This is a genomic window from Klebsiella sp. BIGb0149, from assembly GCF_004362605.1.
In the GTDB taxonomy this organism is placed as follows: Bacteria; Pseudomonadota; Gammaproteobacteria; order Enterobacterales; family Enterobacteriaceae; genus Klebsiella; species Klebsiella terrigena.
On the sequence record NZ_SNYG01000002.1, the window covers coordinates 577127 to 589049 of the forward strand.

Genomic DNA, 11923 nt, shown 5'->3' on the forward strand with positions numbered 1-11923 from the left:
GATCACCCGCCCGCAGCAGATTACCCGCCGCTGCGTAAACGCCATGACTATTCCACCAGCGTAGCCATAGTAGTGATTGACTCAACCGCCCCCTGGTTGAGTCAATCCCACCCTGTCCAGGCCGTGTGTTATATATGCGTTTTGATTGGAAAAACCTTCTTTGCTACCGGCCGGCCTTGTGCTCATCCCTTTTTTGCAATACGAAAGCCTATGCGCGGAAAATGCACCGCTACCGCTCCTGTCGCCACATGCTCGCGCTCAATGGCGACTTCATGCGTAGTCAGAGTCACCAAACGTCCCGTAACGGGTTCACGCCCGTAGTCATCCGCAGTGACCGTTATGGTATCGCCTGCGGACAATCCGAGAGCATCGGCGCGATCGATCCGCCTGTCCGGCTGAGGAGCAGCCGCCCGTGCGATGGCCTGCGCCTCTTCTGAGGAGATCTCAGCACGCTGTCCCTGGCCGAGTAATTTCACCCGCGACAGCCAATCCGACAGGTGCCAGAACGGCTCAAACAGCGCTTTCACGCCGGGGACGTGCTCAAGCACCGTTTTAATCTCGACGTAAGCATGAAAATCAACCAGCCCGGGCTCGCTGCCGGAAAGAAAACGTCGGCCATCGGCAAGCTGCTGTTCGACCAAATCAGCATGGGCGCGCAGCTGAGTGGTTAAGTGGGGAAGATCCTGCTCCAGCTTTTCAATATCCATAAAGTCGCCAAAATAGGCCTTTCTGTCCCGCATCAACTCTTGCGGAAATTGATGGATATTCGAACCAATCGCCAGGCCGGAGCTGGCAATATGCACATCGCGGTCGCTCCAGGCAGAAAGGGCCTGCGCCAACCCCCGATCCGCGCCCGGGAAAAGGGTCGGCGTGGGAAAACGTCGCTCAAGTTCAAGGGCGATAAGGCGGGAATCGCAGTAAATGTCGGCGCCAATCTGCATCACCGGCGTTTTTCGGTATCCTCCCGTCAGAGCAGTCAGTTTAGGCTTCGGCATAATCAGTTCTGCAATCACAGATTTCCAGGCTAGCTGCTTCAGGCCGAAGATAAGGCGGATCTTCTCCGCAAACGGAGAGGCGTCAAAATGATGAAGGATAATGTCAGACATATATTCGCTTGCTCACAGGTAAGGGAAAAAGAGAACGCCGGGTTAGCTATCGCGCTCACGCGCGCACGGCGTGCCAAAAAGCCTGCCACCCCAACATGCGCCATGCATCTAACTCTCCGGCATGGAGCTGGCAATGTTCGATAACCATATTCGCCGTAGCATCAACGAGTTGCCCAATAAACTCTTCCGGCTGCGGGCGGAGGATCTTTTTCTCAAGGCCTTCATTCACCAGATGGCTAAAGTCAGAAAATATTGCCCATGAAGCCTCCCGGGTTTCGTCCCGCAGCTTGTCCGAAGCGTTCAAATAGCGCGCCACCCTGTATTTTTGGGGAAATTGCATCCCCCAATCGATATAAGAACTCCAAAACGCCCTGAGTTCATGTTCTACACTGCCCGCGGAAGCGATGCTGACGGCCTGTCTCACGTCTTCTTTTATGCTGAGATAAAGGGCATTAAAAAGGTGCTCTTTGGTTGGGAAATAAACAAACAGCGTGCCGGTCCCTACCCCGGCTAGCCTGGCTATCAGGGCCGTAGGCGCCGAAAGCCCCTGCGCGGAAATCACTTCCAGAGCCGCACTCAGCAGTGCTTTACGTTTTTCCTCGCTCAAAGGTCTTGCCATATACCCCCCTTTAAATGAGTGACCAGTCAGTCAATTTAAATCAAATCTGAGATCCTTTGCAACAAGGATAATTCTCTCGCGTCGCTCGAAGTTTCTCGGTCTGGCATCTTTCCCTTGCTCCCGCGTTATATATGACATATATAATTGACTGTTCGTTCCATAATGAAAAGGCAGACGTAGAATGGTCAGACCCAGAGAGTTCGACAGCGAGGTTGTTTTGCAACGAGCGATACGCGTCTTCTGGCAAAAAGGCTACGCCGCGACGTCGACGGAAGATCTGCTTACCGCCATGGGGATTGGGCGCCAGAGCCTGTATAACACCTTCGGCGATAAGCAAAAGCTGTACCGCGCCGCCCTGTCCCACTACCAGCAAATGTCTACCGCAGCGCATATCAAACGGCTGAATGCGCCCGCGTCGCCAAAAGAGGGCATCCTGAATATGCTACTGGCCCTGGCGGTTGACGATGACGCCGAGCGCGCCATGGGCTGCATGGGCGTCAGTTCTGCCTGCGAATTCGGCACCTCGGACCAGGAGCTGGTTGAGCAGCGGAACGTGCTGGGCGCCAGGCTGCTGTCCCGGCTCAGCCTGAAGATAGAAGAAGGCCAAACCCGCGGCGAGCTGGATCCGACGATGGACGCCGGCCAGGCCGCGGCTTTTGTGCTCACCAGTATGAGCGGAATCCAGGTTGCGGCCCGCGGCGGTCTGCCGGCCGACAGCCTGCGCGCAATGGCGCATTTTATCGTTGAACGCCTGAGCATTCGTTAATTTTCCTGCTTCGGCTTATTTTTTTACACCCCATTTTTGACTAATCAATCCATAAAGAGGCGGCATGAAAAATCAATCCCATTCCCAGAAAGTCGCGCTGGTGTTCGGCGGTTCGAGAGGCATTGGCGCGGCGGCGGCAAAGCGCCTGGCGCAGGATGGCTTTGCCGTCGCGCTAACCTATATATCCAGCCCGGATAAAGCCGGGCAGGTTGTCGAGGAGATTACGGCCGCCGGCGGGCAGGCCTTCGCCATTGCCGCAGACAGCGCCAGCGCTGAGGCGCTGCAGCGGGCCGTAGCGCTGACCGTAGAGCGCTTCGGCCCTCTTGACGCGGCGGTGGTTAACGCCGGGATCATCCGCGTTGCGCCGCTGTCGTCTTTCAGTCTCGACGACCTCGACGCAATGCTGGACGTCAATATTCGCGGGGTTTTCCTCGCCATTCAGGCCGCGACGGCGCAAATGAATGACGGAGGCCGGGTGATAACGATGGGCAGCAATACCGCTGTGCGCAGCTTTATCGGCGCCGCAGCGGTATACGCAATGACAAAAGCCGCCGTCGCAGGATTGGTTAAAGGCCTGGCGCTGGATTTGGCCCCGCGCCGCATTACGGTGAATAATGTTCAGCCGGGGCCCACCGAAACGGATATCACCGCAGATATGGTAGAGCGCCTGGCCGCATCAAGCCCGCTACAGCGGATAGCCCAGCCTGAGGAAATCGCCTCGCTGGTCTCCTGGCTCGCCGGCAGCGAGTCAGGATATATGACCGGCTCAAGCCTGACCATTGACGGCGGGTTAACCGCCTGAGCGGCTATCGGCGAGGCAGCAGGTAAAAATAGCGCTCAGGAGAGATCGTGGAGCGCTTTATCCAGCGCGTCGGTGAGCTGAAAGTCCTCGAATTTGACCACCAGCCCGCCGCGCTCCGGCGTGCAGCACATGACGCCCACCGCGCATTTTTGCGCCGCAGGGAAATGAGCAAGGCGCAATAGCGGCCAGCACTGACCATCGGCAGAATACTGCAGGCGCAGGCTATCTCCCCTGCGAGTCAGCCGCATCCAGAAAACGTCGGCGCGCCCCGGAAACAGGCCGGTAGCCCAGTCTGAGTGCTCAAGCGTCAGGACGCTGCCGATAGCCGGCTTGCCGTCATTAAATTCAATGCCCGCCTTTAGCCAGTGCGCCTTATCGACCACCAGCATTATCCCGGCCTGATCGTACAGCGCGCTAAAGTCGGCCTTTATCTTCACCTGAAAGGTGAAGTCGCCGGCAACGTCGCGGCCGTAAAAATGCCCCGAGAACCGTTCGAACCCGTACCAGGTTTTACTCCAGAAATCGGTGTGCTCGTCGGTCGTTACGGCGAGCCCCTCTCCTTCCTGATGCCAGACTTTCGGTTCATTCACCCAGTAAAAATGGCTGTTCATAACGTTTTCCTCGCGTCTTCTGCCCAATAGTTTGCCAGCGGCGCGGCCGCATTCGATTTATAACATTGCCAATTGGGCGACCATTTTGTGTACCTCCTCGCGGGTCACCGGGATCACCGAGCGATGTAGCATCACCCCTTCAATCAGTGCATCAAGCGCCACGGCTGCCAGCGGCGAGAAGTGCAATTCCAGCGCCTGCCGGCTGTTGTGCATCCACTCCGCCATCACCGATTTCATCACCGGCGTGCGGCATGAAAAGCTATATAGCTCGTAGCTCAGCTGGCTGGTTTTTTCCCCGGAAGTGACGGCGCCAAAAATGATCTCCACGATGGCGTGACGCGCCTCTTGCTGATTTCCGGCGCTGCTCAGGGCTGCGGTGAAGTGTGCCGAAACCTCACGCGCCAGGCTGCTGAACGCCTCCAGCAGCAGTTCCTGCATACTGGAGAAGTGGTAGGTCAGCGAGCCCAGCGGAATGCCTGATATTTCAGCAATTTTCCTGTAGGTTGTTCCGGCAACGCCGTTTAAGGCAATAGAATCCAGCGTCGCCCGCAAGATATGCGCCTTGCGGTGCGGATCCTGTTGCCAGGTTTTGCGGTTCTCGTTTGTCACTCCGCCCTCCTTTGCTGCCGACGGTAGCATAACCCGCAAAACCGTACAAACGTATTAATTCATTAACCCCATATTTTAGCTTATTTATTAGCCAGCTACAGGCAAATGCGCACCCGGTCAGAGGAGCCAGATTGCTGCGCTAACAAAGCCAACGCCGTTTACTCAAATAATTAGTATATTTTTCAAACCATTATCACTATATGTCTGTTAATGAGGGATATGTGTCCTTTCGGATATTCTGGCGCTGATGCACTATCGTCAGGCGGATGAGAAAATGAAAGCGGCTGCCGCGTTTGCGGATCCAGACGGCGCCGTTTTCAGGCCCTGGTGCCGGGCTGGAAAATCGCGCCATGACTGCCGGCTGCGCTGTGGTGATGGTCTGCAGGGACACGGCGAAGGTAAGAGCTCAGGCGGTTGCCTGACCCATGCGACTATGTTGAACACTGCTATGAAAGAAAAACTGAAGGGTGCGGTTATCGAACGTGACATCGCTTTTGTCGTCTTTCCCGGATTTCAGATCCAGGATTTAAGCGGGCCGCTCGCCGCTTTTGAAACGGCGGGCAACTTGGCTGGCGCAGGCTCCTACCACCTGCACGTCGCCTCGTTAACCGGAGGAGCGATAGCCAGCTCTGCGGGCCTCGAGGTTGTGACAAAACGGCTGCGCCCCGGGAAATATGACACGCTGATTGTCGTAGGCGGCGACGTTTTAGCCGATCTAACCGATCTATTTGATGTTTCTCAGCAATTGAAGTCCGTACTGACCGGTGAAATCAGACGTATTGCGAGCGTGTGTACCGGGGCATTCATCCTCGCTGCAGACGGGCTGCTGGACGGGCGTCAAGCGACAACGCACTGGAAATACGCTTCCCAACTGCAGCAGCTCTTCCCGCGGATTAAGGTTAACGGCAACCATATTTTTACCAAAGATGGCCACATATGGACCTCGGCGGGTATCAGCGCCGGGATCGATATGGCCCTCGCCATGATTGAAGAGGATATGGGAGCCGCCATATCGCGCGCGACGGCGCGGATGCTCGTTGTTTACCACCGGCGGCCGGGCGGACAGTCGCAGTTTTCCGCGCTTGCCGATATGGCACCGCAATCGGACAGAATCCGCAGCATTCTGGGCTATATGCGCAGCAATATTGCGAACGATCTGTCGGTTGAAAAGCTGGCGACGATCGCCTGCCTGAGCCCGCGTCAGTTTAGTCGAATTTTCAGAGCTGAAACCGGATATACCCCGGCAAAAGCCGTAGAAAAGCTGCGTACGGAGGTGGCAAAACAGCATCTTGAGGAAGGCATCGAACCCGTTGAGGTTATCGCCCGCCGGGTGGGATACGCCGATCCTGAGCGAATGAGAAGAGCGTTTATTCGGGTTACGGGCATGCCCCCGCAAAGTATTCGAAGAATGGCGACGGCGGAGAGTCATTCCGGCGATTTATCTATTTGACCGAAACGGCGAACGCCGTTAAATACTCAGGTATATTTTTTAAACAACCAACAGAGGGAAATATGGATTACCGCTGGTTCGGCGCCATTCATTTGATTGCGGCCGTGGTCTGGGTTAGCGGACTGCTGCTGCTCGCAATCACGGCTTATATTTATTCCGAGAATCAACACGGCAACGCGGTTGATAAATCGTGGTTCAGGCATATTTTAAAATGGAATCGAAAGGTTATCACTCCGGCTATGCTTGTGCTTTGGGGATGCGGCATTGTATTAATATCTAAAGCCGGCCTGTTTCACTCATGGATTTTAATGAAGCTGGCGATCCTTATTTTTCTGTCGGCCCTGCACGGCACGCTCTCGAAATCGATACGAATGCTGGCAAGCGGTGAACATATTAACGCCAGGCTGACGATTCGCCGCGGCGCATCGATTATTATCCTGGCGATTTCCGTAATAATTTTCCTGGCTAAGTTTAAACCGGTACTATTTTAATCGCCACGCGCCTTAAGCGCAAAGAGCCACGCCAAAATACGCGGCAGCGGAATAGCACAAAAATAGCGGCAATAGATTAGCCCACTCGCGGGGCTAAGACAGACTTTTTGCCGAATAAATTTGGCAGGTTAAAAAGTAGGTATAATGAGGGCATTATGTTTGGACTAGACGCTTTTCACCTGGCCAGAATTCAATTTGCATTCACGGTTTCATTCCATATTATTTTCCCGGCGATAACCATCGGTATCGCCTGTTTCCTCGCCGTACTGGAGGGATTATGGCTAAAGACACGCAACGAAACGTATCGCGACCTCTACTATTTTTGGTCGAAAATATTCGCCGTCAATTTTGGTATGGGAGTCGTTTCTGGCTTAGTCATGGCTTACCAGTTTGGAACTAACTGGAGCGGCTTTTCTCAGTTTGCGGGCAGCATCACGGGCCCCTTGCTCACCTATGAGGTGCTCACCGCATTTTTCCTTGAGGCGGGGTTCCTTGGGGTGATGCTGTTTGGCTGGAACCGGGTTGGCCCTGCCCTTCATCTCTTCGCTACCTGTATGGTCGCGTTAGGCACGCTATTCTCCACGTTCTGGATACTGGCTTCCAACAGCTGGATGCATACCCCGCAAGGCTATATCATCCAGAATGATATCGTGGTGCCAATCGACTGGCTTAAGGTTATTTTTAACCCCTCTTTCCCGTATCGCCTGGCGCATATGACAACGGCGGCCTTTCTCTCCAGCGCACTATTTGTTGGGGCCTCCGCCGCCTGGCATTTATTACACGGAAACAATAGCCCGGCGATCCGTAAGATGTTTTCAATGGCTTTATGGATGGTACTGGTGGTCTCGCCAGTCCAGGCCTTGATCGGCGATGCGCATGGCCTGAATACGCTTAAATATCAACCGGCAAAAATAGCTGCAATCGAGGGGCACTGGGAAAACGTGGGCGCTGAGCCTACGCCTCTAATCCTGTTTGGTCTGCCCGATATGGCTCAAGAGAAGACAAAATATACGTTATCTATTCCTTACCTGGGTAGTCTGATTTTAACCCATACCCTTGATAAGCAAATCCCGGCGTTGAAAAGTTTTCCTAAGCGAGACAGACCTAACTCATCCATTATTTTCTGGTCATTTCGCGTTATGGTTGCCCTGGGATTGCTAATGGTCACCATGGGGATAACGAGCTTATGGATGCGCTACAGAGGACGCTTATATCATTCACGATCTTTTCTCTGGTTCGTTCTATTAATGGGACCATCCGGATTACTGGCGATTCTTGCCGGTTGGTTTACTACCGAGATTGGGCGCCAGCCGTGGGTTGTATATGGCGTTCAGAGAACCATTAATGCAGTTTCCGCACATGGATCTCTGCAGATGAGCATTAGCTTGTTGGTATTTATCTCAGTCTACAGTGCGGTCTTCGGTGCCGGCTATTACTATATGATGCGCTTGATTAAAAAAGGGCCAAAGGGAGGTTCCGGGAAAACGGTAGTAGACGGTGGACCTGGGCAAAAAAGAAATCCGGCCCGCCCGCTTTCTGCGGCAGACTGATACGATGACCAGCCGTAATTCTCGAGGCGGCTATTTCTATTATTATTATCCCCGGTAAGATAAAGGGCGCGTGCATTTGCAGATAACTAACTATCGGCACGCGCGTCTTATTCTACGGACGAGAAAGGACAGTAATTAAATGAGCGACTTTTCCATTATCTGGTTTTCCATCATCATTTTCGCAACGCTGATGTACATCGTTATGGATGGATTTGACCTGGGTATTGGCATTATCTTTCTCTTTATTAAAGACAGAGCCGAACGCGATGTGATGGTAAATACCGTTGCGCCGATATGGGATGGTAATGAAACCTGGCTCGTTTTAGGCGGCGCGGCGTTATTTGGCGCCTTTCCGCTGGCATATGCCGTCATTGCCGATGCGCTATCTATACCCTTAACGATAATGCTCATCGGATTAATATTCCGCGGCGTCGCCTTTGAATTTCGCTTCAAAGCCACCGAAGCCCACCGCCCGTTCTGGGATAGCGCGTTTATCGCGGGCTCAATTCTGGCGACGTTCTGTCAAGGGATTACCGTCGGTACGCTACTGGGCGGGCTACCGGTTTTGAACCGTACTTTTACCGGCTCATCGATGGGCTGGCTATCGCCTTTTCCACTGTTTTGTGGCGCCGGATTGATTATTGCCTACGCCCTGCTTGGCTGCACATGGCTTATCATGAAAACCGAGCACCGGATCCATCAGAGGATGCAGGCGGTGGCACGCCCCATCCTGTTCGCGCTGCTTGGGGTTATATTTTTGATCAGCATCTGGACCCCGCTGGCTCACGAAAATATTGCGCAGCGGTGGTTTACGCTGCCCAATCTGTTTTGGTTTATGCCCGTTCCCGTATTGGTGTTAATTTTTGCGTGGGGAATAATCCGCAGTGTTAAAAGCGATGCCCATTACCTCCCTTTCCTGCTGACGCTCGGGCTGATATTTTTGGGATTCTCAGGCCTGGGCATTAGCATCTGGCCAAATATCATCCCGCCATCGGTCTCCATATGGGATGCCGCGGCCCCGCGAAGCAGTCAGGTATTTATGCTGACTGGCAGCCTTTTCATTATACCCGTCATCCTGGTTTATACCTTTTGGAGTTATTACGTTTTCCGCGGCAAGACGAAAGCGGATGAAGGATATCACTGATGCTTAACATGCGTATTTCCCCGAAAGGGACATCTTTCCTGAAGCGATTATTTTGGCTGATAGTGATTTGGTCATTGAGCGTTTTGGCGCTGGGCGTAGTTTCATTAATACTCAGAGCGATGCTGACTGCTGCCGGAATGAAGACATAAGCGCCGCCAGCATGAATGCCTATGTTTTCATCGCCCGCTTAGGGGCCGGATGGCCGGCAAACGAATTGGCAGCGGGTTCAGGAAAACGCTCTATAGCGGCCAGTTTCAGGTGGCCGTTGTAGAGCGGTTGCGGGCGGTTCTTCGGGGGCTGCAGGGCGCTACGATTGGGACGTCTGCGCCAGGCGTTTCATATGCTCCCTGGCAACCCTGACGGCTTCATCCGTTCGCCCCCACAGCCCCTTTATCTGCGCAACGATTTCTGGCCGTGCGGTACGTGGATTCCCTGAATTCATTGTCGGCTGCGGGTCATATTCGAGCACCAGCTGCGTGAACTCTGCCGCCTCCAGCCCTTTGATTTCGGCGATAACCCGGAGCGCAAAATCGATACCTGCCGTGACGCCGCCGCCGGTGATGCGGTTCCCGTCGACGCAGACGCGTTCGTAGCTGGGCTCAATGCCCAGGGCGATCAGCGGCTCGTAAAATGGCCAATAGGTGGCGGCGCGATAGCCTTCCAGCAGCCCAGCCATGGCAAGCAGCACGGAGCCGGTGCATGCGGCGGTGATATAGGTAGCCGTTGCTCCCGCGCGGGAGATGAAATCCAGGAACTGCCGATCCTTCATAATCTCGGGAGTGCCTGCGCCGCCCGCAACAAACAGCACGTCGAGGTTGTCTGGAACCTCATTAATCGTGATGGTAGGATTCACGGTGACGCCCATGTCCGTTGGCACAGGATCCATGGTTTTCCAGATTATGTGTGTTTTGGCATGAAGGCCAAAGGCCGTCTGCGGCCCTGCTAAATCCTGCAGAGTAAACCCCGGGAAAATCACCATGCCAATCTGTAGTTCTCGACCTTCAACACCGTTACCCAATTCGTCAGACATTATGTTCCCCTTTGCGTTAAATTCGACTCAATAATAATTCCGCCTGCAGGGCTGCGTGAGTCGCAAGGACGACAAAAACAGACCGGTTTCTGCCAACAGGATGGTATTTTCAAATTCTCCAGCGGAGCTCAATGACATGCGTAAGGTTGCGGTTCTGGCTATTAATGATGTGGTACCGCTGGATTTTGGCATCGCCTGGCAGGCTTTCACCCTCGCTCGTCTGGCCGATGGAAGCAGGGCTTACGAGGTGGAGGTATGCGGCCCTGAGTCGACAATTCGGGTCGCCGGACTTGATATGCACGTACGCTACGGCCTTGACCGTCTTGCGCTAGCGCACACTATTGTTATTCCGGGGAGTGAAGACCCTCTCGGGATGGTTTCAACGACGGTCAGCATCGCGCTTCGGCGGGCCCATGCGCGCGGGGCCAGGCTGGCATCAATTTGCTCCGGGGCCTTTATCCTTGCCGCCAGCGGCCTTCTTAACGGAAAGCGCGCCGTCACTCATTGGCGCCTGGCCGACGACCTCGCCCGGCTTTACCCGGAAATAAACGTCGAGCCTAACGTTCTGTTCGTCGATGAAGCGAGCATCGTAACGTCTGCTGGCGCGTCCGCGGGAACGGATATGTGCCTGCACCTCGTGCAACAAGATTATGGCCAGACGGTTGCCGCAAACACGGCTCGTCTGATGGTCGCCCCATTGCACCGGGACGGTGGCCAGGCGCAATTTATTCGCCAGAAAATCCCCGGCTCGCCAACGAGTTTGAATCCCTTAGTCGAATGGATAAGCGACAATTTGCATGCTGCGCATACGGTCGATAGCCTTGCGGCTCGCGCCAATATGAGCCCGCGAACCTTTGCGCGTCGATTTCAGGAGCAGATCGGCACAACCCCTTTACAGTGGCTTCTTGCCGCTCGTATTGAACGAGCACGCGAATTACTTGAGCAGAGCCAGCTGCCAATAGACCAAATCGCATTTCTTGCCGGATTCGGTTCTGCGGTGGCCTTCCGCGCACGATTTCGGCGGGTTGTCGCTCTCACACCCACGGATTATCGCCGCCGTTTTGGCTGCATCAGCAAAAACAGCCTGTAGCCTGACGCCGTCTAAGGTGACAGAACTCCGCAAACTGCCCCTTTCTATAGCAGCGCTATAGACACTCACTATAGCACTGCTATACTCCCACCATGAAAACACGAGATATCCTGCTTGATGCCGCACTCAAAGTGCTCGAAACAGAAGGCGAGGCGCATTTTTCGACACGTAGCGTCTGCGCGCTCGCGAACGTCACCGCCCCCACGCTCTACCATCACTATGGCAGTGCCGATGGGCTATTGAGCGCCGCCATAGCCGAAGCCTTTTCGCAGTTCCTCGAAAGCAAAAAGTCTGCGGTTCACCCCACCGACCCGGTGATAGCGCTACGCGACGGCTGGGACGATTACGTGCGCTTCGCGGCGGCTCGTCCCCGACTCTATGCCGCGATGATGAGCCGCGTTCTTGATGGCGCGGAAATCCCGGCCGCTACGCAGGCCTTCGCGCACCTGATCGAGCGCATTGAGGCTATTGCGGCCAGGCGGCCACTTCGCCGTTCCGTCGAAGTGGCCGCCGATCTCATGTGGGCATCGGCGCACGCCGCATCCTTTCTTTACGTCACGGCCCAGCTGCGCAAGGTCGCCCCGCCCACGCCTGCCGTCCTTGAGCAAATCCGCGACAGCGCCATGCAGTCTATTTTGAATCCTGAATAGAAAGG

General features: G+C 54.7%; 14 protein-coding genes. 9 read left to right on the forward strand and 5 right to left on the reverse strand.

Annotated elements, in window-relative coordinates:
* Positions 1-182: 182 nt before the first annotated feature.
* Positions 183-1106 carry a glutathione S-transferase family protein gene (locus EDF75_RS09575; RefSeq protein WP_133598815.1) on the reverse strand — a complete coding sequence of 308 codons (924 nt, stop codon included), beginning with the start codon at positions 1104-1106 and terminating at the stop codon, positions 183-185.
* Between the two features lie 55 nt (positions 1107-1161).
* Positions 1162-1725 carry a TetR/AcrR family transcriptional regulator gene (locus EDF75_RS09580; protein WP_133598816.1) on the reverse strand — a complete coding sequence of 188 codons (564 nt, stop codon included), beginning with the start codon at positions 1723-1725 and terminating at the stop codon, positions 1162-1164.
* Between the two features lie 181 nt (positions 1726-1906).
* On the opposite strand from EDF75_RS09580, the gene EDF75_RS09585 reads away from it, so the two are divergent.
* Both EDF75_RS09585 and EDF75_RS09590 read left to right on the forward strand, forming a co-directional pair.
* A complete protein-coding gene (locus EDF75_RS09585; protein WP_133598818.1) occupies positions 1907-2491 on the forward strand; it encodes a TetR/AcrR family transcriptional regulator in 585 nt (194 codons plus the stop codon).
* Positions 2492-2555: 64 nt separating this feature from the next.
* Entirely contained in the window at positions 2556-3293 is a 738-nt protein-coding gene (locus EDF75_RS09590) for a 3-oxoacyl-ACP reductase family protein (protein ID WP_133598820.1), read from the forward strand.
* Positions 3294-3328: 35 nt separating this feature from the next.
* On the opposite strand, the gene EDF75_RS09595 is transcribed toward EDF75_RS09590, so the two are convergent.
* Positions 3329-3904: a DUF1349 domain-containing protein gene (locus EDF75_RS09595; RefSeq protein WP_133598822.1), complete on the reverse strand. Its 576-nt coding sequence runs from the start codon at positions 3902-3904 to the stop codon at positions 3329-3331.
* A 57-nt stretch (positions 3905-3961) separates the two neighbouring features.
* Positions 3962-4513 carry a TetR/AcrR family transcriptional regulator gene (locus tag EDF75_RS09600; RefSeq protein ID WP_133598824.1) on the reverse strand — a complete coding sequence of 184 codons (552 nt, stop codon included), beginning with the start codon at positions 4511-4513 and terminating at the stop codon, positions 3962-3964.
* Positions 4514-4961: 448 nt separating this feature from the next.
* Between EDF75_RS09600 and EDF75_RS09605 the strand changes: the two genes are divergently transcribed.
* The 5 genes from EDF75_RS09605 to EDF75_RS09625 all read left to right on the forward strand — a co-directional run bounded on the left by EDF75_RS09605 (position 4962) and on the right by EDF75_RS09625 (position 9297).
* On the forward strand, positions 4962-5963 hold the full coding sequence (locus EDF75_RS09605) for a GlxA family transcriptional regulator (RefSeq protein ID WP_133599434.1): 1002 nt from the start codon (positions 4962-4964) through the stop codon (positions 5961-5963).
* 62 nt (positions 5964-6025) lie between these two features.
* A complete protein-coding gene (locus tag EDF75_RS09610; RefSeq protein WP_133598826.1) occupies positions 6026-6454 on the forward strand; it encodes a CopD family protein in 429 nt (142 codons plus the stop codon).
* A gap of 155 nt (positions 6455-6609) precedes the next feature.
* Positions 6610-8004 carry a cytochrome ubiquinol oxidase subunit I gene (locus EDF75_RS09615; RefSeq protein WP_133598828.1) on the forward strand — a complete coding sequence of 465 codons (1395 nt, stop codon included), beginning with the start codon at positions 6610-6612 and terminating at the stop codon, positions 8002-8004.
* Positions 8005-8143: 139 nt separating this feature from the next.
* A complete protein-coding gene (cydB, locus tag EDF75_RS09620) occupies positions 8144-9148 on the forward strand; it encodes a cytochrome d ubiquinol oxidase subunit II (RefSeq protein ID WP_133598830.1) in 1005 nt (334 codons plus the stop codon).
* An 8-nt stretch (positions 9149-9156) separates the two neighbouring features.
* Entirely contained in the window at positions 9157-9297 is a 141-nt protein-coding gene (locus EDF75_RS09625) for a DUF2474 domain-containing protein (protein WP_241723712.1), read from the forward strand.
* 158 nt (positions 9298-9455) lie between these two features.
* Here the strand turns inward: EDF75_RS09625 and EDF75_RS09630 are convergent, their stop codons facing one another.
* Positions 9456-10178, reverse strand: coding sequence for a DJ-1/PfpI family protein (locus tag EDF75_RS09630; RefSeq protein WP_133598834.1), 723 nt, complete (start codon positions 10176-10178; stop codon positions 9456-9458).
* 55 nt (positions 10179-10233) lie between these two features.
* Here EDF75_RS09630 and EDF75_RS09635 point away from each other — a divergent pair, with 55 nt between their 5' ends.
* Together EDF75_RS09635 and EDF75_RS09640 are read left to right on the forward strand one after the other, a co-directional pair.
* Complete coding sequence (locus EDF75_RS09635) at positions 10234-11268, forward strand: GlxA family transcriptional regulator (RefSeq protein ID WP_208113312.1); 1035 nt, start codon at positions 10234-10236, stop codon at positions 11266-11268.
* 92 nt (positions 11269-11360) lie between these two features.
* On the forward strand, positions 11361-11918 hold the full coding sequence (locus EDF75_RS09640) for a TetR/AcrR family transcriptional regulator (protein ID WP_133598836.1): 558 nt from the start codon (positions 11361-11363) through the stop codon (positions 11916-11918).
* Positions 11919-11923 lie beyond the last annotated feature (5 nt).